Genomic DNA, 26,992 nt, shown 5'->3' with positions numbered 1-26,992 from the left:
ACCTATCTCGTGCTTTTTAGGATTTATAAGTCAATAATTCTAAGTGCTATTTAAATATGCATTGGTGCGCTTGATGAAACTCCGTATTTCACTATAAAACTAATACTGAAAAGCACCATGTTTAAGCTAATTAAGAGGCCACTATAAGGCTATTTTTATCGCCTTTCAACTAAGCAAAATAGCCTAAAAACAAAACCCACCCTTAAAAAAATTAAGGATGGGAAAAAAATTGCTATGAAAAAGAAAAATTATCACTAAACTTAATTAGTGATTTTCAAATATACTTTTTTTTTTAATACTTCCTAGTAATGAGCAGTATATCTTATAGTTATTGACAAAAAAAATCCGCTATAAAAGCGGATTTCTTAATTCTGAATCGTTTTTGTTACGAAAACATATCTTTTACTTTCTCAAAGAAAGATTTATCTGAACTCTCTGGTTTCGGATCAAAATGCTCATCATCTTGCATCGCTTCAAAGAAATCTTTTTGTTGTTTATTCAGTGTTTTAGGTGTCCACACATTAACGTGTACTAGTAAATCACCTTTCCCGTAACCGTTGATACTTGGAATTCCTTTTCCGCGTAAGCGTAAAATTTTACCCGATTGTACACCAGCTTCAACTTTGATGCGTACTTTTCCGGTAACGGTATCAATTTCTTTAGAAGTTCCTAAAACAGCATCAGGGAAACTTACGTATAAATCATAATGTAAATTATCACCTTCACGTTGTAATTTATCGTGTTGTTCTTCTTCAATAACAACAATTAAATCACCTGAAATACCATTTCCTGGTGCTTCGTTTCCTTTTCCAGAAACTTTAAGCTGCATACCATCAACAACACCTGCAGGGATTTTAATAGAAACCGTTTCTTCAGATACTTTTAAACCTTGAGCATCTGCATCACTAGGTTTTTTATCGATAGTTTGACCAGCTCCACCACAAACATTACATGGTGCAGAGGTTTGCATACGCCCTAAAATAGTATTTGCAATACGAGTTACTTGTCCGCTACCCTGACAGGTTGAACACGTTTTATAGGTAGTACCTGGCGCTTGAACTTTACGTTTTACTTTAACTTTTTTCTCAACGCCATTAGCAATTTCTTCTAAAGTTAATTTAACACGAATACGTAGGTTGCTACCTTTAACACGACGTTGGCCACCGCCGCCTCCGAAGCCACCTCCGAAACCGCCGCCTCCAAAAATATCACCAAACTGGCTGAATATGTCATCCATATTCATGCCACCGCCGTAGCCACCGCCACCACCGCCATTCTCGAAGGCTTGGTGACCGTATTGGTCGTAACGTGCTTTTTTGTTTTCGTCGCTTAGAATTTCATATGCTTCAGCCGCCTCTTTAAATTTAGCTTCTGCGTCCTTATCATCTGGGTTTTTATCTGGGTGAAATTCAATCGCTTTTTTTCTGTAAGCTTTCTTGATTTCAGCAGCACTTGCCCCTTTACTAATTCCTAATATTTCGTAAAAATCTCTTTTTGCCATATTCTATTTTATTGCCCAATAACTACTTTTGGAAAACGGATTACTTTTTCTCCTAAAACATATCCTTTTTCAACTATATCAATAATTTTTCCTTTTAAATCGTCTGTTGGTGCAGGTATTTGTGTAATTGCTTCATGGTTATCTGCGTTAAAAACTTCTCCTTTTTCAACAACCATAGCTTTTAAGCCTTTTTGTTCTAAAGTGTTTACCAATTTTTGATAAATTAACAAGACACCTTTGCGTAACTCTTCAGCTTCTTTATCGTCTTCAATATGACTTAAAGCACGCTCGAAATCGTCTAAAACAGGTAATAAGGTTTTCATAACCCCTTCACTTGCTGTCGAAAACAACTCAATACGCTCTTTAGATGTTCTGCGTTTGTAATTTTCAAATTCAGCAAATAGACGCAAAAACTTCTCTTTCTCTTGCTTTAATTCTGCTTCAAGTTTTTCTTCTGCAGTTTCTTCTATTACTGCTTCTTCAGAAACTTGCTCTTCAACTTCAACAGTTTCGTTTTGAACACTGTCTACTTGTTCACTTTCTATATCGTTATTCTTATCTTTTTTACTCATCGTAAATTCACGTTTTGAAATACTCAATTTAAGTTGGCAAAAGTACTGCCATTATTATAAAAATGTCATAATGTCATTAAAATTATTTTAATTTTTTTTCCACTCACGATTCACTATTTTTGAGACTTAAATCCAAAACATTTTAAAATGAAAAAATCATTATTCACATTAGTATTATGTATTGCTACTTCAGCTGTTTTTACATCTTGTAAGGACAAGGTAAAAGAAGCTGAAATAACAGAAGCTGAAGCTCCTGCAGTAGTAGACGAAGCTGAAAACAGTGAAACTTATAATGTAGTTACAGAAGAATCTAGCATCGAGTGGAAAGGCACTAAACCAACAGGTGAGCACTTTGGAACTATTGCTATTCAAGAAGGTACTGTAGAGCGCAGCAGCATCGGGAGAGTTGTTAGTGGTTCGGTTACTATCGATATGAATTCTATTGTAGTTAAAGATATTCCTGCTGAAGACGAAGGAAATGCAAAACTTTTAGGGCATTTAAAAAACGAAGACTTTTTTGATGTTGAAAAAAATCCAACTTCAACTTTTGAAATTACTGAATTATTAGAATCTGAAGCTAGAAACGTACTTTCAGGTAACTTAACCATTAAAGGAATCACTCATAATATTAGCATTCCTGTTACTGTTGATTATGCAGATAACGCTGTCACTCTTACAAGTGAAGCTTTTATTATTGACAGAACAAAATGGGATATTAAATATGGTTCAAAGTCAATTTTTGATGATTTAGGTGATAAATTTATCAATGATGATATCGAACTTAAAATTGTAGTTAAAGCTGTGAAAGCTTAATTAAGAAACACTTTATTTTCAAGAGGCTGTCTGAAAGGCTGAAATTTTCGTCAACCTGAACTTGATTCAGGTTCTCATCCTAATGAGTTATCAAGGTGATGGGATTCTGAAACAAGTTCAGAATGACGAGGTTACTACTTTTTAGACAGTCTTTTTCTATTTTACAACAAATCCGCCAAGGCAGGTTCTAAATGATGAAACTTGAAGAAAAAGCCCTTATCTTCTATTTTTTTAGAGCTTACACGCTGACTCTCATATAAAAGTGTGTGCATTTTTCCTAAAGCTAAATTCATTACAAACTTAGGGATGTTAGGCAAAAAGAGTGGTATTTCTAAGACTTTGGCTATTGTTTTAACCAACTCATTATTCGTTACTGGGTTTGGTGAAACTGCATTGTAAACACCTTCCAATTGAAACTTCAAAACATAATAAAACAATTGCGTTAAATCGTATTGGTGTATCCAAGATTGCCATTGTTTCCCTGTACCAAAAGCTGCTCCTACACCATAATCAATTGGTTTTACCATTTTTTGTAAAACACCTCCTTTGCTAGACAAAACTAAACCAATTCTAATCTTAGCAACTGTTATTCCCAAAGACTTAAAATCATCAACCTCATGTTCCCAAGCACAAACAACTTTACTTAAAAAGGATGTTTGGGACACTTTAAATTTTTCGTCGTAATAATTAGTAATAGAGTCTGGATATACACCAATGGCACTCGCTGAAATTACCTGTTTGATATTATGAGTTTCCCCTTTTAAATTATTAACTAATAATTTCGTGCTCTCGGTACGACTTCTTAAAATTTCCTTTTTATAGCAAGGTGTCCAGCGTTTAGCTATAGTTGAAGCTGCTAAATGAATTATAGCATCTACATCTTTAAAACAGTTCGTATCTATCTCTTTAGTTTTCGGATTCCAATAAAACCCATGATAATTTTCTTCTAATGAGATTGCAGATTTACGCGTGGTTAGGTAACTCACTTGCACACCTTGTTTATGACAAAGTTTTACAATATCCTGACCTATCATTCCAGTAGCTCCAGTAATTAGTACGCGCATCGCTTTTTTTTTACAAAGTTACTAAATGGTGATACGGGCTACTTGGTATTTATATTAGGTTTAACAGTATTGCGTAGAATTTCTTTATGCTTTGTTAATATTCATTACTAAAAGCTTATGGCTTCGTAGCCCTTAGCATTTCTCGTTTTCCAGGAGGCCCTGGCAATCTTTCAACGATAAAACCAACGGCTTGCATGGCTCGTCTTACACTACCCTTTGCCGCGTAGGTAACTAAAACACCATTTGGTTTTAAAGCCTTATACATGATAGCAAAGATATCTTCTGTCCATAATTCAGGCTGAACTCTTGCCCCAAAAGCATCAAAATATATGAGGTTATGTTTATTTACATCATCAATTTCATCAAAAAACTTTTGCTGTTTGGTTAGAGTGAAATCGTTTTTTATATCATGAGAAGCTTCCCAAGATACCTTATGAATGGCATCGAACAAATTATTTTTTTCTTCGGAATTTAATTCTGAAACATAATTTAGCTTGCTAACTTCTTCAGCTGAAACAGGATAGGCCTCTACCCCATAATAATGTATCGGAAGCTTTAATTTTTCAGATTCAATTAACGTGATAAAAGCATTCAAACCTGTACCAAAACCAATTTCTAAAATAGACAGATTCTGGCTTATTTCTGAACATAAATGAGATTCAAAAACATGCTGTAAACCATGCTTTATAAAAACATGATAAGCTTCTTGTATGGCACCATGTTTAGAATGGTATTGCTCATCCCAATCTGGGATATGAATGGTTGAAGAACCATCGGAAGTAATGATAATTTCTCGTTTCAAATTAAGAATCTATAGTGAAAAGTCGTTTTTTAATCAATTCGCCTCAAAAAAAATAAAAGAAGCCGCGATTTGTTGTAAATATAGCATTTTTTAAAGACGAATTTGTTTAAATTTGTCCGTATAAAAATACGAGACTATGAGTGCTATAATCAACGACATCGAGATTATAAAATCGGAAACTACAAAAATAAATGATGTAGATTTTGACAATTTAAAATTCGGACATGTTTTTTCTGATCACATGCTAGAATGTAACTTTAAAGACGGTAAATGGCAAGCGCCTAAAGTGGTTCCTTATCAAGGAATTACTTTAGATCCTTCTGCTAAAATTTTCCATTACGGACAATCGGTCTTTGAAGGTATGAAAGCTTACAAGGATGCCGATGATAAAGTCTGGTTATTTCGCCCATTAGATAATTTCAAACGTATTAATATTTCATCTAAACGTTTGGCTATTCCTGAACTTCCTGAAAATTATTTCATGGATGGTTTAAAAGCCTTATTAGAAATTGATAAAGATTGGATTCCTACTAACGAAGGTAGTTCATTATATATAAGACCATTTGTTTTTGCTTCTGGAAACGGTTTCCATGCGTCGCCAGCCGATGAATATAAATTCATTATTTGTACAGCGCCTTCTGGATCTTACTTTGCAGGCGATGTAAAAGTTTTAATTGAAGAAAAATATTCGCGTTCTGCCAATGGTGGTGTAGGTTTTGCTAAAGCTGGTGGTAATTATGCCGGACAGTTTTACCCAACGCAATTAGCAGTTGAAAAAGGTTACCAACAAGTGATTTGGACTGATGACAACACACATGAATACATTGAAGAAGCTGGAGCAATGAATATTTTTGTTCGTATTAATGATACTTTAATTACGGGACCAACAAGTGATAGAATTCTTGATGGCATTACACGTAAAAGTATTATTGAATTAGCTAAATCTGAAAACATTCCTGTTGAAGTTAGAAAGCTTACAGTTGCTGAAGTTGTTGAAGCTGCAAAAAACGGATCGTTAAAAGAAATGTTTGGAGCTGGGACCGCCGCGGTTATTTCTCCTATTTCTGGGTTTGGATATAAAGAAGAAGACTATGACATTCCTAAAATTGATGATACTTATGCGAGTTTCTTAAAAAAACGCATCACCGATATTCAAACGAATAAAGCCGAAGATCCTTTTGGATGGCGTTATGAAGTTAAATAAAAAAAGCAATCGTCTAAAGAGAAATTTTTAGACGATTTTCTTTTTAGTTCAATATTCGCTTTTGAAGCTGCTAATGATTTTCATTAAAAAACTGTAAAATCTAGTTTTTTAAGCTAAAAAAAAGAGGTTGTCTTTTCAGACAACCTCTTTCTCTATTATTTATTTTAACCGACGTATATCTCGTATTAAAATTTAAATTTTATAATCAATTAAGACTATTTCTTATCTCCAAAATAAGATGGACCTTCACCTGTTAAGAAATCCTCTCTTACAGGGCTAAATGTATCAATTAATTGTCCTTCTTCTAAGCAAACTGCGCTGTGTAATAAATTAGGTTCGATATATACACCATCTCCAGCTTCTACTATACTCTTTTCTCCGTCAATTTCAAATTCAAATTTACCTGAAACAACATAAGTAGCTTGTGTATGAAAATGTTGATGTGGCGCACCCAATGCCCCTTTTTCAAATTTAACGCTCACCATCATGATTTGGTTATCGTATCCTAAGAATTTTCTTGATACTCCGCCGCCAAGCTCTTCCCATTCCATGTCTTTCGTGATAACGTACTTTTGACTAAATCTTTCCATTTTTTTAAATTTTGTATTATACTATTTATGTAATTAATTAGAGAAGCATGAATTAGAAATTTTCTAACTTTCATACTTCATTAATTCGTTATTCTTTTTTAAGACAACTAACCCCTTTATTATTTATGGTTAAATGGCTTAACTTAATAATGGTAGTCTTAATGGTATCGTACTTTTAAATTTAAATTTTTTTAGGTTAATAAGATTGTTGTTTAGTATTAAAAATGTTATCGTTCCTTAAACTCTTTTTTAGTATTTTTTGGTAGTAAAATACTATCTTAAGGTTACTTACAAATGTATAAAATGTTATCAAATTCAGAAGCTTTCGAACCATACTTAACTGAATTGATACTTACATATTTATTTCTCACAAATTTACGAAAAAATAATTCATTTTATGGTCAATTCAGACATGAAGACTGATTGGTTTGATTAGTTTTTATTATTTAATTAATCACAAGAGTTTGCGATAAATTCAACTTAATTTTATATTGACAAAAAATATATGATATTATTTCATCTATGAAATCCATGCTATTATTATCCCGATAACTCCAATGATTACTGAAATTATTGTTTCTCTTTTTTGCCAACGAAAAGATTTTTTAGCTAATTTATCGTTACTATTTATTTCTACTTTATTGTTTTTGCCTAAATTAATTGACCCATTTTTATTTGAAATATTACCTACCTTAATATTATCTCCCATATCAAAAACATTAAATTCATTTTTTATATTTGTAATTTTGTCCGTTGTTTTTTGGTTTTTTTGGAAAATATTTTTTGTAGGAATTGAATACCTTATATTTTTTCCATTATTATTTTCTAGGTTTTGTATTAATTCATAAAAATTACTTACTTCGATTGTGTTACTCTCAAAAACACCAAATTCATTTACTTCTTTGTCCTTGAAAAAATCAAAAAGCTCTTTCATTATTTCGTCCAAGTTGGAAAACACAAAAGAAAGGCAAAGAAAATCACTATTAGTTTCCGTTCTAAAATTCAAATATTTTTGCTTGTATCGAAAAACTTGATTCAGGTCTGTTTCTGAAAAACTTCTTTTAAAATCTGCTATTTCCGAAATGTTATTATTCCATATACTTGAATAAGCATTGTCACCTGACCAAATTTTTAATTCTTTTAACTTACTTGTTATTGGATTATAGATGTTTTCGGTGATAGGTATGAATTTCTTCATTATTAATTTCTGAAGGGAATCATATAACTGTTTGTCTTTGTAGTTCCCGCTTGGCTTTAATGCATTTCTATGTTTGCCAAGTTCTTCAAGTTCATTACATAGTGGAATATATTTTTCAATGTAATCCTTTTTGTTTTCATCTATAAAATTAATAAATTCAAACAATGCTTGTATTTTTTGTGGTATCATTTTCTGGTTTGGGTGTAATGAGTTATTGCCAAAATTGGCAATTACAAGCATAAATTAATACTAACTCCAGTTTCTACTTATCTAAAATAGATTTTATATTCGGTTTAAAGTAATTTGGCCCTTTTAATACTTTACCATCTTCACGATAAATTGGTGTGCCGTCAGCACCTAATTTACTCATATTACTACGTTGAATTTCTTCAAAGACCTCCTCTATTTTATGCTGCATACCATGCTCAATAATGGTTCCGCATAAGATATAAAGCATATCTCCTAAAGCATCGGCTACCTCAACCAAATCATTATTATTAGCTGCCTCTAGATATTCTTCATTTTCCTCTTTCATTAAATTGAACCTTAACGTGTTTTTTCCAATGCCCAAATCTGCTTTTGGAGCTTCTAAATGTCCTATTTTAAATGCCGTGTGAAATGCTTTAACAGCTTCAATTTTATTTTTCATATGATGAATTTGAGTTTGAGTTTGAGGAAAATTAGAAATTGGTATCTAATTCCTTAAATTTGCATAAAAATATTATATGTTCAGTAAAGGCCAAATCATTTTCGGAGTTTTATTTTTTATCGTATTTGCTATAATTATTGCTTATACGTACAGGAAAGATTTTAAACTTCATAAGCGTTTCTATTCGGGAAGCTATTGGATGCTAATCGCTTTTATTGGTTTTATTGCTCTTATTTCGGCTATTAAATTCTTTTTTAAATAGCCGTAATACCTGTAGTTTACCTATAATTTAATTAAAATTTAACTTTTTTATAAAAAAAATGATATTTTAGACGCAACCATTTTAGCAATCCCTCATCTCTTAATAAAACCAACATAAATTTACCAAGGATGACTGTTTTATCAATTTTAAGTGCGCTTATTATAGTTAATATCATTTTATTAATATTTAGTGTAAATAAAAAGACAGAACCTTAATTAAGATTCTGCCTTTTTAATTTAATCTAGTTTTTTTTTACTTCACTAATTTACTTCTGGCAAAAAACTATAATTTTTACTGTAATTCAACATTTGACCTTCAAAGGTTTCTGGCTGTGTTACATTAATTTTAGTAATTTCACCTTGATCATTTTTCTCGGCAACTAAAACAGGATTTACAAATCCGCTATAAGGTGCTGAAGAAAATTGTTTATTACGTTCTAAAACTTCAGCATGTATGGCTTGATCAACTTTTACGCCGTACCCTTCAACCAAAGCTTCACAAGCAGTAAAGTCACCTTCAGATTTAATACGTTGTGTTTCTCTTAATAATTGTCCGAATAAATCATGTAATTTATCGTAATCATTAATATTGAAATAGGTTTTTCCATCTCTTGTAATTTTCTCAATCACATTATCGGGCTTACCTTTTTCAAAAACCCAAGCAGAAACCCATTGTCTGTTTCTCATATGTGCTTCTTCTACATCGTCACCTAAATTCAACCTGATTAATTGCGTCATCAATCCATTTCTAATGTAACCATCATAAGCGGCTTTTCCAACCGATTTCCAATCGTCAACTAAACCTAATTCTTGAATTTTAGAATCATATAAATAATAGAGTCCAACTAAATCTGCACGACCTTCTTCTAAGGTAGAGGCATAATTCTTCAAGGTTTCCTTTGTTTCACCAACACCTGGATTTAATTGCCCAGAAGCATGACCAATCACTTCATGTAAAGCCGTATGTAATTTATCAGCTAATTGTCCGTATTTCTCTTCTAACTCAAGTTCCTCTTGATCGTTAACAAACTCCTTTAAACGCTCGGAACCACCTGCATTATTATAAGCATTTGTAATATTTCCTAAAGAAACCGATTTACTACCAACAGCAGCACGAATCCAGTTAGCATTAGGTAAATTCACACCAATTGGCGTACTAGGCGAAGCATCACCAGCTTCACCAGCCACGCTAACGACCTTATAAGATACACCTACTACATTTTTCTTTTTATGAGCTTCCATTAAAGTTGAATTATCTTCAAACCATTGTGCGTTATCCGATAATACCTTCATCTTTTGAGACATATCAAAATCATTAATTTGAATGATACTTTCGTAAGAACCTCTATAACCTAACGGATCATTATAAACTTCAATAAAACTATTTATATAATCGATATTTCCTTCGGTGGCACCTGTCCAAGCCACATTATAATCATCCCAAGTTTGTAAATCTCCAGTTTTATAATATTCAATTAGTAAAGCTAAAGCATCACCTTGCGCTTTGTTTTCAGCCACACCTTTAGCTAATTCTAACCATTTAATAATCTCATCGATAGCCTGTCCGTAAAGTCCGCCTGATTTGTAAACACGCTCTTTTAAAACACCATTTTCTTTAACCAATTGTGAATTTAAACCATAAGACAATGGTTTTTCAGGATTAGGAGAAGCTTTTGCTTTGTAGAAACGCTCTACATCGGCATTAGTAACATGAGGCCCGTAGAAGTTAACGGCAGACATTGCCACATTATCAACACCCTTTGCTTGATTTACTTTTTTAGCATCGGCATCGTTAAACAACACATTGAAAGCGTCACCTTCCAAAGTGGTTTCCGTTTCAGATAATAAGGTTTTTAAATATTCAGGTGAGAATGCTGGTTTTAATTTATCGTTTGAATAATGGTGATGAATACCATTACTAAACCATACGCGCTTTAAATATTCATCGAAAGCCTTCCAATCATTAGATGTTTTATCTCCTTCATAGTTTTTATAAACATTTTCGAGGGCGTTTCTAATTTTAAGATTATAACGGTAATTCTGGTCCCACATAATATCTCGACCAGATAAACCTGCCTGCGTTAAATAATATACAAGTTTTTGTTCTTTAAGCGTTAGTTTTTCCCAACCTGGAATTTGATAACGAAGCACTTTTACATCACCAAACTGTTCCACATTATAATCGAAAGCATCGGCCACTTTTTCGGCTTTCTCAGGTTGAACTGCTTCAGATTTTTCATTGCCACAAGCCCATAACATGGTGCTTAACAGCGCTAAATTTAAAATTGTTTTTAGTCGCATTTTATTAGAATATAATTATAAATTAAAATCATTTTCACAAAAATAACTATAATTTAAAATACGTAAACAATTTTTACCTATAAAAACAACACAACCTTAAGCGATTTGTAAGAATTTCTTAAGTAAAAAATTAAAATGAGTATCTTTGATATAGAAAACCGCTAAAAAACAGCCAAATGAAAGTCTTTAAGTTTATTTTATTCTTTTTACTCATTGTATTCATCGGAACAGCCATATATATTGCGGTTCAACCTAATGAATTTAGTTTCAATAGAAGTCGCGTGATAAAAGCTCCAGCTTCTATAATTTACAATGAAGTAAACGATTATAAAAACTGGCCTAGTTTTTCGCCGTGGATTGAGCAAGAACCTGATGCCACATTAACTTATGAAGACAAAACTACTGGTGTAGACGCAGGTTATGCATGGAAGGGAGATGTTTTAGGAGAAGGAAAAATGACAACACTTGCTGTTCAAAGCAATAAATCGATTTCACAATCTATTGAGTTTATAGAACCTTTTCAGTCTAAATCGAACATCGGTTGGACTTTCGAGCCTATTGAAGGCGGTACTAAAGTAACATGGGCCATGCATGGAAAACAAGATTTCATGACTAAAATGTACACGACTTTTGCTGGATCTATTGAAGAAAACACAGCGTCAGATTTCGACAGGGGTTTGTTTAAGTTAGACAGCATTGTAACTACAAGCATGAAAGAATATAGTGTCGTAGTAAACGGACTTACAGAACACGGTGGTGGGTATTATATTTACAACACGGCGTCTTGTAAAATATCCGATATATCACAAAAATTAGATATAATGATGCCTAAAATTTCTAATTATGCTTCAGATAATAACATTAAAATGGCTGGGGCGCCTTTTGTTAACTATTTAAAATGGGATACTGAAAACAATGCAGCGATTTTCTCTTGCTCTATTCCAACTACTGAAAAAGTAATTTCTACAGATGTTGATATTTTAACTGGACAACTTGAAGCGTTTAAAGCGATAAAAACAACACTAAAAGGAGATTACGATAATTTAAAAGAAGCCTGGGAAACAGCTATGAAATACATACCTGAAAACGGTTATGAATTTAGCGAAAACGGCCCCATGCTTGAAGCCTACCTTACAAACCCAAGCACGACACCAAATCCTGCCGATTGGGTGACCGAAATTTATATTGCTGTAAAATAAATTATGAAGAATTTATTACTTGTTTTTATAGGTGGTGGTTTCGGAAGTGTTTTAAGGTATCTTATTGGGAAGCAATTCAACAGCATAGAAACAGGTATTCCTTATGGTACATTTCTAGCAAACATATTGGGGAGTTTCTTTATAGGTATCATTTTAGGACTAGCAGCTAAGCACAGTGCCATCACCCAGAATCACACACTCCTTTTAGCTACTGGTTTTTGTGGAGGCTTTACGACATTTTCAACTTTTGCTTACGAAAATCATCTATTTTTAAAATCTGGAGACTTTTTTAGCTTTGCTATTTACACTTGTGTCACTTTTAGTGTTGGCTTTTTACTCGTATTTCTAGGAATGTTTTTGGCTAAAAGTTTTTAATTTTTCTTAAAAGATTTTACCCCTGCTTCTATTCGGGTTTTTAAATAGTTTTCTCTAGGTACAATCGGACAAGAAAATGCTTCGTTGTAAGCGCAATAAGGGTTATAGGCTTTATTGAAATCTATAATCATATGATCTCCACTTGGAATCTTTGCGTCTATATAACGTCCGCCACCATAGGTTTCTAAACCGTTAGTTTCATCTAAAAAAGGTAAAAACAAATAATCTTCTAAACCTTCTTGAGTCATTGTTTCTTTACCTTGATATATATTTAGATTATACGTATTTCCTTTTAAATCAAACGACAAAATACCGTAAATACGTTCTTCTGAAACGCGATCTGTAGTGGTTTTCATTTTGAACCATTCAGTATTTGGCGTGCGCTCTAATTTGGCAGTAACAACATAAGTAGAATCTTGCTTAAAAAAATTTAAGCCCTCGAAATTCTTTAAATCTTTCGCCTTTAATGGTGATTTTGAAGCATCTTTAAAATCGGCATTTTGTTGCCTTTGATACGCAGTATCTCCTTTTATAGTACGTTTTTTTTGTTCACAACCCAAAAAGGTTACTATGGCTATAATTAAGACTAACCTCATTTTCATAATTTTTTTATTCCCTAAAAATACAATTTCCAAATGTTTTGGATAGCTTTGATTATTCAAAACATTGCAAAAAGAAAAATATACATTTTGAAAGAAGAACATTTTGATATCATCATTATTGGAGCTGGCCCTATAGGAATTGCTTGCGCTCTAGAATGCAAAAAAAGAAATTGGAACTATTTGGTTGTTGAAAAAGGCGCCTTAACAAATTCGCTTTTTAACTATCCTAAAAACATGACCTTCTTTTCAACTTCCGAAAAACTTGAAATTAACGCCATTCCTTTTATAAGTAACAACCCGAAACCTAATAGAGATGAAGCTTTAGAATATTATCGTCGTGTCACCACTTCTAATCAATTAAATATACGGCTGTTTGAAACGGTAGATCGTATAGAAAAAGCTAATGAAAACTTTACGATTAAAACAGATAAAGCCACATACCATTCAAAAAAAACGATCGTTTGTACAGGTTTTTATGACATCCCAAAACTCCTGAATGTTCCTGGTGAGCATTTAGAAAAAGTAACCCATTATTATAAAGAAGCACACAACTATGCTTTACAAAATGTTATGGTTGTAGGCGCAAGTAATTCGGCCGTTGATGCTGCATTAGAGGTATGGCGTAAAGGCGGACATGTTACCATGGTAATAAGAGGTAAAGAAATTGGTGATCGCGTGAAATATTGGGTACGTCCAGACATTATAAACCGTATTAAAGAAGGCAGTATCACTGCGTATTTTAATACTGAAATAACCGAAATAAAGCAAAATGAAGTTATTATAAAACACGACAACGAAGACGTAGCTATTCCTAATGATTTTGTAATAGCCTTAACAGGTTATTTACCAAATTTTGAATTGTTGAAAAATAGCGGTATCACCCTCTCTTCTGATGGTAAAAACATTCCGCAATATAACCCTAAAACTATGGAATCGAACGTAAAAGGATTCTATTTAGCTGGTGTAGTATGCGGTGGAAAGGAAACCCACAAATGGTTTATTGAAAATTCAAGAATTCACGCCAAACTTATTGCCGAACATATTGAAAAATCTAAATTCTAATTTACATGAATTTAAACCAAGTCACTATACCATCATTAAATGTTGAAAAATCTGTTGCCTTTTATAAAACTTTAGGCTTAAACCTTATCGTATTTACACATTCAAAATATGCAAGATTTGCTTGCCCAGACGGCGAATCCACATTTTCAATTCACGAGGTTGAAGAATTACCACAAGGACCAGGAGTTACGGTTTATTTTGAAGAAGAGTTTCTAGACAAGTGTGTAGAAAAACTTCAAGAGAAAGGTATTACATTTAATCAGTTACCAAAAGATATGCCTTGGTTATGGCGAGAAGCGCATTTAAATGATCCTGATGGTAATTGTATTATTTTATATTATGCTGGAAAAAACAGAAAAGATCCGCCATGGAAACTCAAATAAACAAGCACTCTATTTAATTGGAATTACTTCCTTTTGTTTTACCACTCGAGATAAAACAATTTGCGTTTTCGATTCACCATATGTAATAAGTTGATCTATAAATGTTTCTAAATGCTTTTGATTTTTTAAAACCACTTCCATCACAATATTCTCATCACCTGTAATACGATAACAATTAATCACCTCATCGTAGGTTTTCACCTTCTCTAAAAATGGCCTTAATTTCCCCATAAAAGCTCTTAATGTGATAATCGCTTTAAGTTGATAACCAATTTCAAAAGGTGAAACTATGGTTTTATAACCTTCAATAATTCCTAAATCTTCCATTTTTTTTATACGTTCGGAAACCGCTGGCGAACTGATGCCTACTTGTCTTCCAATTTCAGCATTTGACAGTCGTGCATTTTGCTGTAAACATTTCAAAATTTGGCGATTAAGCGTATCAACGATCATTTAAAGGAATTTTAACTAAATTAAATTAAATATTAAAGCAAATATACAAAATCACTTTAATAATTAAAGACGATTCTCCTTGCTTGTGAGTAATTTTGAATAAATGCTTAGAAAAATTATTTATGTCGTCTAATACCCCACTAAATCTATCGGAATTACCGATTTATCAGAAAGCTTTGGAGATTTTAACCCTCTCTCAAAGTATTTCAACTTACCTAAACAGCGACTTATCATCTCTAAATCAAGATGGTAGTGAGAATCATCATATTTATTTTTCAGGAGATATTATTCAACAATCTAATTCTTTAGCGCCAGAAATTCTTAATGCCGAAATGCAAAGACACTCTGAAAGCAAATACAAACACATTGAATCTTTAAGAAAACTGACTAATAAGCTTTACAAAAACTCATACCGTTTAGAACGTTCTAACAGTAATGGAAAAGATTTTTTACCTATTCTGCGTAGCGAATTAAAAAAGTTTAAAAAGCTTCAGAACCATTGGATGTTAACTTTGTAGTTGCAGCCATAATTTGAAAATATATTTCATAAAAAATCCTCTAGAGTTTAGATTCTAGAGGATTTTTATTTACTTTTTTTGAATATTAATGTATTACATATTTCGTCTATACTGTCCGCCCACCTTAAACAATGCATTGGTAATTTCACCTAACGAACACACTTTACAAACATCCATTAAAGCTTCAAATATGTTTTCATTATTAACTGCTTTTTGTTGCAAATCCTTCAGTAAGCTCTCTGTATCATTAGCTTGGTGCAGGTTTTCTAAGGTTTTAATTTGGAGTTGTTTTTCTTCTTCTGTGGCGCGAATTACTTCCGCAGGTAAAACCGTTGGAGACCCTTTACTACTTAAAAACGTATTCACACCGATTATTGGGAATTCCCCGTTGTGTTTTAAGGTTTCATAATACAAACTTTCTTCTTGTATTTTACTACGTTGGTACATGGTTTCCATAGCTCCTAAAACACCACCACGCTCGTTTATTCTGTCAAATTCAACTAACACGGCTTCTTCAACTAAATCGGTTAATTCTTCAATAATAAAAGAACCTTGAATTGGGTTTTCATTTTTAGCCAAACCTAATTCTTTATTAATGATAAGCTGAATGGCCATAGCACGACGTACAGACTCCTCCGTTGGTGTGGTAATCGCTTCATCGTAAGCATTGGTGTGTAATGAATTGCAATTATCGTAGATCGCATACAAGGCCTGAAGCGTCGTACGAATGTCATTAAAATCAATTTCTTGAGCATGTAAACTACGTCCGGAGGTTTGAATGTGGTATTTAAGCATTTGCGCTCTGGCGTTTGCTCCATATTTATGTTTCATGGCTTTAGCCCAAATTTTACGTGCTACCCTACCTATAACTGCATATTCAGGATCGACCCCATTCGAGAAAAAGAATGATAAATTAGGTCCGAATTTATTAATATCCATGCCACGGCTTAAATAATACTCCACGTAAGTGAAACCGTTAGATAAAGTGAGCGCTAATTGTGTAATAGGATTGGCACCAGCTTCAGCAATATGATATCCAGATATGGACACCGAATAAAAGTTTCGAACATTATTTTCAATAAAATACTCCTGAACATCGCCCATGAGGCGCAAAGCAAATTCAGTTGAAAAAATACAAGTGTTCTGAGCTTGATCTTCTTTTAAAATATCCGCTTGTACCGTCCCTCTAACCTGAGCTATGGTTTTAACTTTAATATCTTGATAGACCTCATTTGGTAATACTTGATCCCCTGTAACGCCTAAAAGCATTAAGCCTAAACCGTTATTGCCTTCAGGAAGGTGTCCGTTATATTTCGGACGCTTTTCTTCTTGATATAACTTAGAAATTTTGGCTTCTACCTCTTTTTCTAAACCATTTTCTTTAATGTATATTTCACATTGCTGATCGATAGCTGCATTCATAAAATACCCTAATAACATTGGCGCAGGACCATTTATAGTCATACTCACTGAAGTCATTTCATGAGCTAAATTAAAACCAGAATATAGTTTTTTAGCATCGTCTAGACAGCAAATAGATACACCCGCATTTCCAATTTTACCATAAATATCAGGTCTACTATCAGGATCATTTCCATAAAGCGTCACACTATCAAAAGCCGTAGATAAACGCTTAGCAGGCATGCCCTGACTCACATAGTGAAAACGTTTGTTGGTACGCTCCGGACTCCCCTCACCCGCAAACATACGAGCTGGATCTTCCCCTTTTCTCTTAAAAGGATACAATCCCGAAGTAAATGGAAATTCGCCTGGCACATTTTCTTGTAAACACCATCTTAAAACATCACCCCAAGCTTGGTATTTAGGAAAAGCTACTTTAGGAATCTGTGTGTGCGATAAAGATTCGGTGTGGGTTTCAATCTTAATTTCCCGATCACGAACCTTAAAGCTGTAAATCGGGTTTTTATAGGTATTCACTTTCTCGTCCCAACCAATTAGAATTTCCCAATTGTAAGGATCAAGGTTCATTTTTACACGTTCGAATTCAGCAATAAGCAGATTTACAAAATCCTTGTTTTCTGCGTTAGAAAATTCTAAAATCGCATCATCATTTAATCTTAGTTTGCCGATAAAGGATAATTCATCCTCCTTTTTGGAAACATTAATAACAGTACATATCGTTTTGAAAATACCATATAATTTTTGAGCAACATCCACCTGTTCATTAACCGTTTTATCATAAGCTCTATTATTTTCTGAAATCTCAGATAAATAGCGCGTTCTAGCTGGAGGAATCACGAATATCTTTTCACTTTCTTCATTTGAAACCACCGCTTTAGAATCTAAAACAACCTCCGTTTTTTCAACGAGTTTATTAATAATTGCCTTGTAAAGCGTGTTCATTCCCGGATCGTTAAACTGAGATGCGATAGTTCCAAACACCGGTAATTCATCTTGCGGAACATCCCAAAGCAGGTTATTACGCATATATTGCTTTTTCACATCACGCAAAGCATCCAAAGCGCCACGCTTATCAAATTTATTAATGGCTACTAAATCGGCAAAATCAAGCATGTCAATTTTTTCGAGTTGCGTTGCTGCTCCAAATTCTGGAGTCATGACATAAAGAGACACATCAGAATGTTCTATAATCTCAGTATCTGATTGTCCGATTCCAGAAGTTTCTAAAATAATTAAATCGTACTCGGCAGCTTTTAAAACTTCAACCGCTTCATTCACATGTTTTGAAAGCGCGAGATTAGATTGACGCGTGGCCAAACTTCGCATGTAAACACGGTTGTTATTTATGGCATTCATTCGAATTCGATCTCCCAAAAGTGCCCCTCCAGTTTTTCGCTTTGAAGGGTCTACAGAAATAATTCCTATCGTTTTATCTGGAAAATCCAATAAAAAGCGTCTAACCAGTTCGTCTACCAAACTCGATTTCCCAGCACCACCGGTTCCAGTAATTCCAAGAACAGGACTAGATGCCCCTCCCGACCTCCCCGAAGGGGAGGAAATTTTACGCTGATTATTAAATATTTTATCAAAATCTGCATGATTATTTTCTGCTAATGAAATTAACCTAGCAATCGTATTAACTTCTTTATTTAGTAAGTTTTCTTTAACTTTTTCTGATCCAAGTTCAATTAACCAGGAGCCATCTTGATTACACACCTTTCCGATATGCTGTTTCTCCCCTTTGGGGAGATTAAGTGGGGCATCAGATTTTTGAACCAAATCGTTAATCATACCCTGGAGCCCCATCTCACGACCATCATCAGGCGAATAAATACGTGTAATGCCATAATCCATTAACGCTTTAATCTCCGAAGGCAGAATAACACCGCCTCCGCCGCCAAAGATTTTAATATGTTCAGCGCCTCTTTCTTTTAAAAGGTCGAACATATATTTAAAATATTCGTTGTGTCCTCCTTGATAAGAAGTTAAACAAATCGCATTCACATCTTCTTGAATTGCGGTATTTACTACCTCTTCCACACTCCTATCGTGGCCCAAGTGAATCACCTCAACTCCAGTGGCCTGAATAATACGACGCATCACATTTATGGAAGCATCATGCCCATCGAAAAGGGATGCTGCGGTTACGATTCTAATTTTATGTTTTGGCTTATAAATTGCTTGCTGATTCATTCGTAAAGATTCTCTAATTTAAGTGTGGCAATTTACGAAATAATCAAAAAAATCAACTATTTACTTGATATTATCTAAAACTAGATTCTGAGTTTAGTCTTTTATAATTTTAAGCTAATTTTGAGCGTATTAAAGATTAAAATTCAAAATGACTAAAATAACCATTCTCATACATTGTAAGGATAAGCCTAATATTATCGCATCTATTACGAACTTTATCGCGAACAAAGGCGGAAACATAGTTTACATCGATCAATATGTGGATCGTGAACAGGATATCTTTTTTATGCGCTTGGAAAGTGAGTTTGAAGCAGAAGCATTTGTTACAACCGAATTCAAAGCCTGTTTTAAATCTGAATTAGCCGAAACTTTCAACATGAAGTGGCGCATATATTCTTCTGAAAAAAAGCCAAAAATGGCCTTGTTCATTTCTAAGTACGATCACTGTTTATATGATTTATTAGGACGTTACAATTCTGGAGAACTTAATTTAGAAATTCCTTTCATTATAAGTAACCATAGAGATTTAGAGCATATTGCAAAAAATTTCAATATTCCTTTTTATCATATCCCAGTAACCAAAGACACCAAAAAAGAAGCCGAAAACAGACAACTGGAATTGTTAGAAGCCCATAAGGTTGACTTTATCGTTTTAGCGCGTTACATGCAAATCATTTCCGATGGCATGATAAGCAAGTATCCTAATAAAATAATAAATATTCACCATTCGTTTTTACCAGCCTTTGTTGGTGCAAAACCTTATCATTCAGCTTACAAACGTGGTGTTAAAATTATTGGAGCTACCAGTCATTATGTCACAGAAGAGTTAGATGCTGGCCCAATAATTGAACAAGATGTCACCCGCGTTACGCACACGCATGCCATTTCCGATTTAATCGCAAAAGGTCGTGACTTAGAAAAAGTGGTTTTAGCAAACGCTGTAAAGCTTCATGCTAATCGAAAAGTTATGGTCTACAATAATAAGACAGTCATTTTTACATAAAACTAGAAAAAAGTCGTACCCTCGCCCTATAATCAACATTAAAACACTCCTATGATACGTAAATTATTTGCCATTACCCTATTCCTAAATATGACAGCTTGCGCGGAATTGCAACACGTCGCGAACCAAATTCCACAAACACAAACAGGGTCTGATGGCGGACTAGGTTCTATTGGAAATGCCGATATCGCAGCAGGTTTAAGACAAGCTTTAGACTTAGGCATAGAAAAACAAGTGACTAAACTGACACAAACTGATGGTTTTTATGGTAATAATATGGTTAAAATCCTTTTACCTTCGGAATTACAAAAAGTAGATGACGGACTTAGAAAAATAGGACTAGGTAGTTTAGCAGATGAAGGTATAAAAGCACTAAACCGAGCTGCTGAAGATGCCGTAAAAGAAGCCACACCTATTTTTGTTGATGCTGTAAAAGGCATCACATTCAATGATGCCAAAGGCATTTTAACAGGAAACGATAACGCCGCGACACAGTATTTAACATCAAAAACGGAAACTTCGCTTTACAATAAGTTTAATCCTGTTATAAAAAGCTCATTTGATAAAGTTGGCGCTGATAAAATTTGGTCTAATTTAATTAACAAATACAACAGCATACCTTTTACTGATGATGTAAACCCTGATTTAACTGACTATGTGACTGGTGAAGCGCTTAAAGGCGTTTACACGATGATAGAAGTTGAAGAGAAAGAAATAAGAACGCAGTATAGCTCAAGAACGACTGACTTACTAAAGAAAGTATTTGCTTTACAAGATTAAGATTTCACACCATTATTTATTAAAACCGAATGACTTTTCATTCGGTTTTTTTATGCTTTAAAAATATTATTTAAAATTTGACTAAAATTTTTACAACAAATTAAAATTTTAAACAAAAAAAATGTATATTTAAGTACTTGTAAATCAAGTGACAACAATGAATCGATTTGACGCCATAAAACTTCACCAAGATAAACTCTACAGAGATTATAAAACTCTTGTGGAACAAGCGTATAATTTCCGACAAACAGATTCAGCATTAAGCGATATATCAGAATATCGCGCCATAAAACTGCTAAACAAATTAAATAGATTAAAGTATCTATATAGGGAACAGCAGCAATCAATTATCTAATATTTTTTTACCATTTATTTAACTACTTTATAGTATAACAGGTATTAAATTTGCCTTTATATTAACTTATAAATAATAATTTAACATTATGAATACTACTTATATAAAAAAACAACAAAATAGATTAATAAAAAAATATAAACTACTTATGGAACAAGCCTATAATCTTAGTCAAATAGATGCTTCTTTAAGTGATATTTTAGAATTTAAAGCCATTAAACTGCTTAATGAAGCAAACAATTTGAATTATTTAAGTACAAATCAATTAAGATACTGTAGAATATAATTTTATTTTATCGTTTTTTTAACCTTAAAAAAACATCTAAATAAGTGATTTTCACGTATTTTGTATAAACAAAAAAAACAAAAAGTTATGAACCCTCACTTTTGTCGCGTAGGAAAAATTAAGCCTAATTTCAATAAATTAATCAGCTTAAAACAATTAGAGAATAGAATTGCAAACTTTGTAGAAGATGCTACTAAAGTTGAGTATTCTGAAGATTTAAACGGAGCGTTTTAAAATACTGAAACGCTAACATGAGTCTTGAACCATACCAAGAGAACATTTCGCCATCTACAAGTAGTACTGTAGCTTCGGTGAAAATTTCTTGTGCCTCCTTTTTATGAGTTTCTTTAAAAGGAAAAGGTTCAGAAGATAACAAAATTAAATCTGCATTTGCAATTTCTCCAGAGCTAGAAAAGTCTATTTCTGGATATCTACTTTTGTGTCTAAACACATTCTCAAATTTATTAACTTCTAGCAAATAATTTATAAACGTATTATTTGCTGCGACCATCCACGGGTTTTTCCAGATAAAATAAGCCACAGACATGGTGGGCTCCTCCTTTATAAACTTCTGAAAACTTTCAAATTCACTAGAAATCTTTTCAATGATCCTTGATGCTTTTTCTGAACATTCAAAGACGACTCCGTATTGCTGAATAAGCTCCAAACTATCTTCTAAAGTAAAAATATCAGATACGTGTACCTTAGAAATTAATGCACAGGCTTCAACAATTTCTTTTGTGTTTTCTTCCTTATTGCAAAGTATAATATCGGGCTGAAGCGCTTTTATTTTATCAAAATGCACTTGTTTGGTACCTCCAACAACAGCAACTTCCTTTCGAATAGTATTTGGATGAATACAAAATTTAGTCACTCCAACTAGATAATCTTTCAACCCTAAATCACACAGTAATTCTGTCTGACTTGGAACCAGCGACACAATGCGTTTGGGTGTCTTTTCAATATGAAGGATTCTTTGAAGTTGATCTGCTATTTGCATCACCTCATTTATAATGATGCGGCGTCTAGGATAACAGCCATTTCTTTTTGAAGTTCTTCAGACTTGTGAGCGGCAGCTTGAGCAAAATCAGCATCTTTAGACGCGTAAATAATACCACGTGAAGAATTGATTAGCAAGCCAACAGAATCATTCATTCCATATTTACATACATCTTGTAAGTTTCCGCCTTGAGCGCCAACACCAGGTACCAATAAAAAACTATTTGGAATGATATTTCTAATATCAGCTAAATATTCAGCTTTAGTAGCTCCAACAACATACATTAAGTTTTCAGAATTGGTCCATGTTTTAGAAGTCTCTAAAACATGTTTGTACACTTCTTTGTCTTCAATGGTTTTTGTTTGAAAATCGAAAGCCCCTTGATTAGAAGTTAACGCTAGAAGAATAGTGTGCTTGTTTTCAAAAGCTAAAAAAGGTTCTACTGAATCTTTTCCCATATAAGGCGCTACTGTTACGGAATCGAATGCTAAATCTTCAAAGAACGCTTTCGCATACATCGTACTAGTATTTCCTATATCACCGCGTTTGGCATCAGCAATTGTGAAAATTTCAGGATGGTTTTCATTTAAATAATTGATCGTCTTTTCTAAGGCTTTCCACCCCTTTAAACCATAAGCTTCGTAAAAAGCGGTGTTTGGCTTATAGGCAACGCATAAGTGGTGTGTGGCATCTATAATTGCTTTATTAAATGCAAAAATAGGATCTTCTTCCTTTAAAAGATGTTCTGGTATTTTATTTAAATCAACATCCAATCCGATACATAGAAAGGATTTTTTTTTCTTGATTTCTTCTACTAACTGATTTGTTGTCATTGATAATCCTCCTTAATCCTCCAAAGGAGGAAACTGTTATGCGCTTACTTTAATTGTATGGTTATATTTGATCACTATTAGCTTTTAACTTTTCAGTGTTTTCAGCCAATTGCAATTCATCAATAATTTTTTGGATATCACCATTCACAATATTTGATAAATCGTAAAGTGTTAATCCAATTCTATGATCGGTTACACGCCCTTGCGAATAGTTATATGTTCTAATCTTCGCACTTCGATCTCCACTAGTTACCATGGTACCACGTAATGCAGCATCTTCCTCCATCTTTTTGGCCAACTCTAAGTCGTATAAACGCGAACGTAATACCTTAAAGGCTTTCTCCTTATTCTTATGCTGAGATTTCTGATCTTGACATTGTGCTACCAATCCTGTTGGGATATGTGTTAAACGCACTGCGGAGTACGTTGTATTTACAGACTGACCTCCTGGCCCTGATGAACAGAAAAAATCAATACGCACATCTTTAGGGTTAATTTCTACATCAAATTCTTCAGCCTCTGGAAATACCATCACTGTAGCTGCACTGGTATGTACACGTCCTTGAGTTTCTGTTTGTGGCACACGTTGTACACGGTGTACACCTGCTTCAAACTTTAACGTTCCGTAAACATCATCACCAGTAACTTCAAATTGAATTTCCTTAAAGCCACCATTGGTACCTTCACTAAAATCTACTGTATCCACTTTCCAACCTCTACCTTCACAGTACTTGGTATACATTCTAAATAAATCACCAGCAAAAATACTCGCTTCATCACCACCGGTTCCAGCGCGTAATTCAACTACAGCATTTTTAGAATCTTCAGGATCTTTAGGAATCAACAATACTTTTATCTCTTCTTCTAATCGTGCAAGCCCTTCTTTAGCTTCTTCATATTGCATTTTGGCCATTTCAACCATTTCAGCATCACTTCCATCAGCAATAATTTCTTCAGCTTCAGCTAAATTATTAGTGCACTCTAAGTATTCTTCACGCTTATCCATAAGGATACGTAAATCTTTATATTCTCTATTCAGCTCTACATAACGCTTTTGATCGGAGATAATATCTGGTTGAATGATTAAATCACTCACCTCATCAAAACGTTGTTTTACAATTTGTAATTTCTCTAACATCTGCCTTTTTTAATTGGAAGTCAAAAATACGATAATTTATGAATTCTAAGTATGGCTAGTTGTGATATCTATTGTTTTATGTATTAAAAATTATTTTTAATACACAACTCAATATACTAAACTTAATTTCTGAAAATATGACAAGTTTTTTTACTGATTGCTAATAATTTATCAAATTTAATTCAGTTTCACTTAACTTAAGAAAAAAGTAGCTTTTATAACACTTTATAAACAAGGCTTACCCTTCCTGATTGTAGAAAAAAATTTATTTTCGCCATTAATTTAAATGACAAAAATTATAAATATGAAAAAATTTTATGCCCTAGCTTTAATTTCATCTATTCTATTCAACACGTCTTGTAGTAGTAGTGATGATGATTCGAGTAATGAACCTACAACGCCTTTATCTGTTGAAGAAGGAAAAGAACAACTAGAAGAAAACAGTATAGAATTGTTAAACAAGGTTGAAGCCTTTAAAAATGATGATGCCTTAAATGAAATCGTTGAATTAGCAGAATACTTAAATTCATCGAACACCTCGAAATCAAGTGGCTTCAAAAAAGTAGCTATTAATTCAATTATAAACTCAGCAATTAAGGATGGGGATGACATTGTAAGTTTTAACGCTAAACAATCTATTTCTTTAGTTAGCGAAACTCCTATAGCCGACGATTATGAAAATGAAAAAGGTACTTACGAATGGAATGCAAGTATAGAAGATTTTGAAAAAACAGGAGAAAGTGACGACATTATTTATATCATTAACTATAATGGAAAACAAGCTGTTTTTAGTGTTACAGATTTCAAAACAACGTTGGCTGGAGATGAAAACGACGAGCTTCCTACTTTAGCTAAAGCTAATTTAAAAATTGATGACGCTACAATGTTCACTCAAGAATATAAAGCGAGTTTACAAAACAATTCATTGGTACCATCTTCAATTAACAACACAACTACTTTAGGAGAATTCGTTTTTGAAACTTCATTTTCTAATGAGAGTAACAATAAGGTTATCCAATCATTGAGCTTTAAAATAGGTAGCGATGTTATTATGGAATACAACTACACTGTAAATGGAAACTTTAATAATATTGAAGATGCTGAAAATGCTGAAGACGTTGTAGATAATGCTAAGTTTTCTTTTAAATTTTTAAATGCTGAATTAAGTGTATCTGCTAAAGACGATGGTTTAAATTCTGATGATGACTTAACTGTTGATGAACAAATCGAATTATTAAACAACAACATCGATGCAGAAATTAGCGTGAACAACCGCAAAGTAGCAGACATGGAGTTTTATAAAGATTTTGATACATATTTGGATTGGGTATATAACAACGATACACAAGACTATGAGGAAGTTGAAATAACTGAGGAAGTTGTTTTTGCAAGACTTCTATTTGACGATGGTACTACAACTGATTTCGACGTATATGTAGATGGTTCTTTTACAAGTCTTGAAGATAAATTTGAAAGTGTTTTTGAAGCTTTTGAAAAACTTTTTGAAAATGTAGACTAGTATCTACTCAAAAAATAAAATTTTTTAAAATTTAAGACTGTCTTCTCAAGGCAGTCTTTTTTTTTACATAACCTCCAAATTAAAAGTAACAGCATTTTCGCCAGACCAGTAACCAAAAGCATTATTACTAATATTACTTTTTGCATTTGAAGAAAAGGAAGAGCTCCCCAAAATAGTAGTTTGATCTCCTTTTACAGATTTCCAAAACTCATATTGTTCTTTCGTAATAGCTACTATTTTTAAATCAACCTTAGTGCCTACTTCTAAAAACTCTTCTTTTCCATCGCCTTCTGTATCTTTAAAATGACGAATAATTACTGAGAAAGTATTTGAATCGATAATTTCTGTATTTATTATAAACGGATTGGCGTTACTAAAGGATTTTTTAGCCTCATTCTTTATGAAGAATTTGAAATATAAATTTTCAATATTGCTATTTTGCATAGTTAACTTTACATCTCTAAAATCTGGAAAAACTTCACCTTCATACTGAGCTTCAATAAATTCTACATCTACAACATGAGGTGCTTGTGGAACATCTGTTTTAGAAGTAAATTCCTTATTTCTAACATTTATAGACAGATTATAAGATTTATTTAAATCACCTTTTATTACATTACTTCGGTAATAAAAAAAAGGAAAATATGACTCATCTTTTTTCAACGTTAAAATCTCTGAAACCTCACCGTTAGACAATACAACTTTTGCTTTAGTTTCAATAGACTTAATTACTTCTAAGGAATCAATTACCCCCTTAAAGGGTATACTATTAAGTAAATATACTCTAGCAAACTCACCTTCTTCAATAACACTCTCTACAGTTAATTTATCTTGATAAGAATCTTCTTCTAAATTAGAGGTACATGCTAGACTAAAAAACAAAACAGGTAAAAAAAAATATTTTTTCATACACAAA

At 33.1% G+C, this 26,992-nt stretch carries 27 protein-coding genes; 12 read left to right on the top strand and 15 right to left on the bottom strand.

What is annotated here, in order from left to right; genetic code table 11:
• Positions 1 to 385: 385 nt before the first annotated feature.
• Positions 386 to 1,501 (bottom strand): molecular chaperone DnaJ, encoded by a 1,116-nt coding sequence (dnaJ, locus tag Q4566_RS02425; protein ID WP_303417879.1) that lies wholly within the window; start codon positions 1,499 to 1,501, stop codon positions 386 to 388.
• Between the two features lie 8 nt (positions 1,502 to 1,509).
• Positions 1,510 to 2,073: a nucleotide exchange factor GrpE gene (locus Q4566_RS02420; protein WP_303417877.1), complete on the bottom strand. Its 564-nt coding sequence runs from the start codon at positions 2,071 to 2,073 to the stop codon at positions 1,510 to 1,512.
• Positions 2,074 to 2,220: 147 nt separating this feature from the next.
• Between Q4566_RS02420 and Q4566_RS02415 the strand changes: the two genes are divergently transcribed.
• Positions 2,221 to 2,886 (top strand): YceI family protein, encoded by a 666-nt coding sequence (locus Q4566_RS02415; protein ID WP_303417875.1) that lies wholly within the window; start codon positions 2,221 to 2,223, stop codon positions 2,884 to 2,886.
• 161 nt (positions 2,887 to 3,047) lie between these two features.
• Here Q4566_RS02415 and Q4566_RS02410 read toward each other — a convergent pair whose 3' ends face one another.
• Together Q4566_RS02410 and mnmD are read right to left on the bottom strand one after the other, a co-directional pair.
• A complete protein-coding gene (locus Q4566_RS02410; RefSeq protein ID WP_303417873.1) occupies positions 3,048 to 3,950 on the bottom strand; it encodes a TIGR01777 family oxidoreductase in 903 nt (300 codons plus the stop codon).
• Positions 3,951 to 4,065: 115 nt separating this feature from the next.
• The gene (gene mnmD / locus Q4566_RS02405) at positions 4,066 to 4,752 is read right to left on the bottom strand and encodes a tRNA (5-methylaminomethyl-2-thiouridine)(34)-methyltransferase MnmD (protein WP_303417871.1); all 687 of its coding nucleotides are present in this window, start codon (positions 4,750 to 4,752) and stop codon (positions 4,066 to 4,068) included.
• A 136-nt stretch (positions 4,753 to 4,888) separates the two neighbouring features.
• On the opposite strand from mnmD, the gene Q4566_RS02400 reads away from it, so the two are divergent.
• Complete coding sequence (locus Q4566_RS02400) at positions 4,889 to 5,956, top strand: branched-chain amino acid aminotransferase (protein ID WP_303417869.1); 1,068 nt, start codon at positions 4,889 to 4,891, stop codon at positions 5,954 to 5,956.
• A gap of 215 nt (positions 5,957 to 6,171) precedes the next feature.
• Here the strand turns inward: Q4566_RS02400 and Q4566_RS02395 are convergent, their stop codons facing one another.
• From Q4566_RS02395 to Q4566_RS02375, 4 genes are all read right to left on the bottom strand, one after another.
• Entirely contained in the window at positions 6,172 to 6,546 is a 375-nt protein-coding gene (locus tag Q4566_RS02395; protein ID WP_303417867.1) for a cupin domain-containing protein, read from the bottom strand.
• Between the two features lie 520 nt (positions 6,547 to 7,066).
• Positions 7,067 to 7,933 (bottom strand): hypothetical protein, encoded by an 867-nt coding sequence (locus Q4566_RS02390; protein WP_303417865.1) that lies wholly within the window; start codon positions 7,931 to 7,933, stop codon positions 7,067 to 7,069.
• Positions 7,934 to 8,006: 73 nt separating this feature from the next.
• A complete protein-coding gene (locus tag Q4566_RS02385) occupies positions 8,007 to 8,393 on the bottom strand; it encodes a nucleoside triphosphate pyrophosphohydrolase family protein (RefSeq protein ID WP_303417863.1) in 387 nt (128 codons plus the stop codon).
• Between the two features lie 522 nt (positions 8,394 to 8,915).
• Positions 8,916 to 10,955, bottom strand: coding sequence for a dipeptidyl-peptidase 3 family protein (locus tag Q4566_RS02375; RefSeq protein ID WP_303417860.1), 2,040 nt, complete (start codon positions 10,953 to 10,955; stop codon positions 8,916 to 8,918).
• A gap of 176 nt (positions 10,956 to 11,131) precedes the next feature.
• Between Q4566_RS02375 and Q4566_RS02370 the strand changes: the two genes are divergently transcribed.
• Positions 11,132 to 12,154 (top strand): GyrI-like domain-containing protein, encoded by a 1,023-nt coding sequence (locus Q4566_RS02370; protein WP_303417858.1) that lies wholly within the window; start codon positions 11,132 to 11,134, stop codon positions 12,152 to 12,154.
• Between the two features lie 3 nt (positions 12,155 to 12,157).
• Positions 12,158 to 12,529, top strand: coding sequence for a fluoride efflux transporter CrcB (crcB, locus tag Q4566_RS02365; protein ID WP_303417856.1), 372 nt, complete (start codon positions 12,158 to 12,160; stop codon positions 12,527 to 12,529).
• Here the strand turns inward: crcB and Q4566_RS02360 are convergent.
• Complete coding sequence (locus Q4566_RS02360) at positions 12,526 to 13,125, bottom strand: DUF1684 domain-containing protein (RefSeq protein ID WP_368506587.1); 600 nt, start codon at positions 13,123 to 13,125, stop codon at positions 12,526 to 12,528. The genes crcB and Q4566_RS02360 overlap by 4 nt on opposite strands.
• Before the next feature lie 90 nt (positions 13,126 to 13,215).
• Here Q4566_RS02360 and Q4566_RS02355 point away from each other — a divergent pair, with 90 nt between their 5' ends.
• Together Q4566_RS02355 and Q4566_RS02350 are read left to right on the top strand one after the other, a co-directional pair.
• Positions 13,216 to 14,193 carry a YpdA family putative bacillithiol disulfide reductase gene (locus Q4566_RS02355; protein WP_303418125.1) on the top strand — a complete coding sequence of 326 codons (978 nt, stop codon included), beginning with the start codon at positions 13,216 to 13,218 and terminating at the stop codon, positions 14,191 to 14,193.
• Between the two features lie 5 nt (positions 14,194 to 14,198).
• On the top strand, positions 14,199 to 14,576 hold the full coding sequence (locus Q4566_RS02350) for a VOC family protein (protein ID WP_303417852.1): 378 nt from the start codon (positions 14,199 to 14,201) through the stop codon (positions 14,574 to 14,576).
• Positions 14,577 to 14,585: 9 nt separating this feature from the next.
• Here Q4566_RS02350 and Q4566_RS02345 read toward each other — a convergent pair whose 3' ends face one another.
• Positions 14,586 to 15,029: an Lrp/AsnC family transcriptional regulator gene (locus Q4566_RS02345; RefSeq protein ID WP_303417850.1), complete on the bottom strand. Its 444-nt coding sequence runs from the start codon at positions 15,027 to 15,029 to the stop codon at positions 14,586 to 14,588.
• 122 nt (positions 15,030 to 15,151) lie between these two features.
• Between Q4566_RS02345 and Q4566_RS02340 the strand changes: the two genes are divergently transcribed.
• Entirely contained in the window at positions 15,152 to 15,547 is a 396-nt protein-coding gene (locus Q4566_RS02340; RefSeq protein ID WP_303417848.1) for a hypothetical protein, read from the top strand.
• 93 nt (positions 15,548 to 15,640) lie between these two features.
• Here Q4566_RS02340 and Q4566_RS02335 read toward each other — a convergent pair whose 3' ends face one another.
• Positions 15,641 to 19,162: a methylmalonyl-CoA mutase family protein gene (locus Q4566_RS02335; protein ID WP_303417846.1), complete on the bottom strand. Its 3,522-nt coding sequence runs from the start codon at positions 19,160 to 19,162 to the stop codon at positions 15,641 to 15,643.
• 148 nt (positions 19,163 to 19,310) lie between these two features.
• On the opposite strand from Q4566_RS02335, the gene purU reads away from it, so the two are divergent.
• The 4 genes from purU to Q4566_RS02315 all read left to right on the top strand — a co-directional run bounded on the left by purU (position 19,311) and on the right by Q4566_RS02315 (position 21,586).
• Positions 19,311 to 20,165, top strand: coding sequence for a formyltetrahydrofolate deformylase (gene purU, locus Q4566_RS02330; RefSeq protein WP_303417844.1), 855 nt, complete (start codon positions 19,311 to 19,313; stop codon positions 20,163 to 20,165).
• Positions 20,166 to 20,216: 51 nt separating this feature from the next.
• Positions 20,217 to 20,945, top strand: a complete 729-nt coding sequence (locus Q4566_RS02325) for a DUF4197 domain-containing protein (RefSeq protein WP_303417842.1) — start codon at positions 20,217 to 20,219, stop codon at positions 20,943 to 20,945.
• A gap of 157 nt (positions 20,946 to 21,102) precedes the next feature.
• Positions 21,103 to 21,300 carry a Lacal_2735 family protein gene (locus Q4566_RS02320; RefSeq protein ID WP_303417840.1) on the top strand — a complete coding sequence of 66 codons (198 nt, stop codon included), beginning with the start codon at positions 21,103 to 21,105 and terminating at the stop codon, positions 21,298 to 21,300.
• An 88-nt stretch (positions 21,301 to 21,388) separates the two neighbouring features.
• Positions 21,389 to 21,586, top strand: a complete 198-nt coding sequence (locus Q4566_RS02315; RefSeq protein ID WP_303417838.1) for a Lacal_2735 family protein — start codon at positions 21,389 to 21,391, stop codon at positions 21,584 to 21,586.
• 193 nt (positions 21,587 to 21,779) lie between these two features.
• Here the strand turns inward: Q4566_RS02315 and Q4566_RS02310 are convergent, their stop codons facing one another.
• From Q4566_RS02310 to prfA, 3 genes are all read right to left on the bottom strand, one after another.
• The gene (locus Q4566_RS02310; RefSeq protein WP_303417836.1) at positions 21,780 to 22,586 is read right to left on the bottom strand and encodes an ABC transporter substrate-binding protein; all 807 of its coding nucleotides are present in this window, start codon (positions 22,584 to 22,586) and stop codon (positions 21,780 to 21,782) included.
• Between the two features lie 8 nt (positions 22,587 to 22,594).
• Complete coding sequence (pyrF, locus tag Q4566_RS02305; protein WP_303417834.1) at positions 22,595 to 23,419, bottom strand: orotidine-5'-phosphate decarboxylase; 825 nt, start codon at positions 23,417 to 23,419, stop codon at positions 22,595 to 22,597.
• Positions 23,420 to 23,480: 61 nt separating this feature from the next.
• On the bottom strand, positions 23,481 to 24,557 hold the full coding sequence (gene prfA, locus Q4566_RS02300) for a peptide chain release factor 1 (protein ID WP_303417832.1): 1,077 nt from the start codon (positions 24,555 to 24,557) through the stop codon (positions 23,481 to 23,483).
• Between the two features lie 304 nt (positions 24,558 to 24,861).
• Between prfA and Q4566_RS02295 the strand changes: the two genes are divergently transcribed.
• Positions 24,862 to 26,076 (top strand): hypothetical protein, encoded by a 1,215-nt coding sequence (locus Q4566_RS02295; protein ID WP_303417830.1) that lies wholly within the window; start codon positions 24,862 to 24,864, stop codon positions 26,074 to 26,076.
• 63 nt (positions 26,077 to 26,139) lie between these two features.
• Here Q4566_RS02295 and Q4566_RS02290 read toward each other — a convergent pair whose 3' ends face one another.
• Complete coding sequence (locus tag Q4566_RS02290; RefSeq protein WP_303417828.1) at positions 26,140 to 26,985, bottom strand: DUF4249 family protein; 846 nt, start codon at positions 26,983 to 26,985, stop codon at positions 26,140 to 26,142.
• Between the last annotated feature and the right edge of the window lie 7 nt (positions 26,986 to 26,992).

It is taken from the genome of Tamlana sp. 2_MG-2023 (genome assembly GCF_030548465.1).
Taxonomy (GTDB): Bacteria; Bacteroidota; Bacteroidia; order Flavobacteriales; family Flavobacteriaceae; genus Pseudotamlana.
This window is presented reverse-complemented; position numbering and strand designations above follow the sequence as displayed.